The following is a 1395-nucleotide window of genomic DNA, read 5'->3' on the forward strand; positions in this document are numbered from 1 at the left end:
TCCCTATACCATTTCACATAATAGTTGGTCAGTTCCGATGCACCAAGCCATAACTTAGTGGAAAGCACGGTTGAAGTGATGTCGGATGTAAGCTGCTCGGTGGTTGCGTTTACATAACCGGCATAAGAAGTAGCACCGACAGTCTGAATAAGCACATCGATGGATTTTTGCAGGTTGTATTCCGTACCGCCTACGGTTGCCACGCAAGAATAAGAAAGCGTATCGTTGGCGATATTAGTTGAACTTGCAAGGTTCTTAACGATTCGTAATGCCCCGGTGGTTGTGTTCATCTTGAACACTCCCGTACTGTCAAGCCGATACCCATCCGCATCAGTTGTACTATTAAAATTAAGGGTGACTCCGTTGTATTGCCATTGGTGGAATGACAAAGCCACAGATGCGCCTCTTGCAGATGTCACATTGGGAACGATGATAGGTTGGTTGGCTGCAACCGTCCAATCAGGAGATACTGTGCCTGACTTGTCATCCACACCTTGATAGAGGGGGATGCCATTGGCGATTTCAAGCGAAATAAAGAATGTATCACCATTCCTTAATCGCTTAATTGTAATACTACCTTGTGCGCTGTAAGACATATTATTTCAGATTTATTTATTGTTGATAAAAGCAAGTGCATCATACTGGTCGCACACTACGCCATTCAATTTATCAGCACGTTCTTTAAGTGTACCGGAAATACAAACCGAGTTCATCAATTCCTTTTCATTGATACACATCATATCCCCATTACATACATGGGTTTCAACTTGGAATCCGTAGTTAACGGCCTTTGTTTTGTCTGCAATTATGTAATTCATCAGTTGAAAATTAAATCGTTACCATTCTCATCCGTAAAGATGTCATTGTTTTCATCGGTTGCAATGCAGTGTGCTTCCTTGAGTTCTGACATAGTATGCAGTTCAATCCACGAATCGTTGTAAGACGAGCCTATTCCGGTCAATGAAAGAAGAAACTGTGTTACATCACCCTCATTCAGAAGCACATTGGTTTTAGCGTAGGTATCAGCATACCAAAGAATCCTGATAAGGCTACCCGGACAATCCACAACGTTTCCGTCATAATCCACCATAACCTCGTCATAGCGCATCGTGTCAAATGGGCTAATGTCTGTTCCGTTTGTCATTCGGATTGTGTATCGTGGATTCAGACGATTGACCGAGAACTGAACCATTGCCACTTCTCTATTTTCCGCATAGGCCCGAATCACATAATCAGATTTATGAATCAGACGTAAGTCTAATGTTATCTGAGTGGGTGCAATAGCGATTACTTCATCTTCTCCTGCGGTCAATTCAGTGAATGATGTAGCGGTATTCACTCGGAATAATTTTATGTTATATCCTGTTGTTATGACTTTATCACCACTGTATAAGG

General features: G+C 42.1%; 1 protein-coding gene and 2 pseudogenes. All 3 read right to left on the bottom strand.

The features are described 5' to 3' along the window. Window positions 1–596, bottom strand: a pseudogene (locus tag C5O24_RS13330) (hypothetical protein); the annotation flags it as partial. Between the two features lie 12 nt (window positions 597–608). Then, entirely contained in the window at window positions 609–818 is a 210-nt protein-coding gene (locus C5O24_RS13335) for a hypothetical protein (protein ID WP_107681973.1), read from the bottom strand. Continuing rightward, window positions 818–1395: pseudogene (locus tag C5O24_RS13340) on the bottom strand (hypothetical protein); the annotation flags it as partial. The pseudogene C5O24_RS13340 and the gene C5O24_RS13335, both read right to left, overlap by 1 nt.

Source organism: Paramuribaculum intestinale, from assembly GCF_003024925.1.
Taxonomy (GTDB): domain Bacteria; phylum Bacteroidota; class Bacteroidia; order Bacteroidales; family Muribaculaceae; genus Paramuribaculum; species Paramuribaculum intestinale.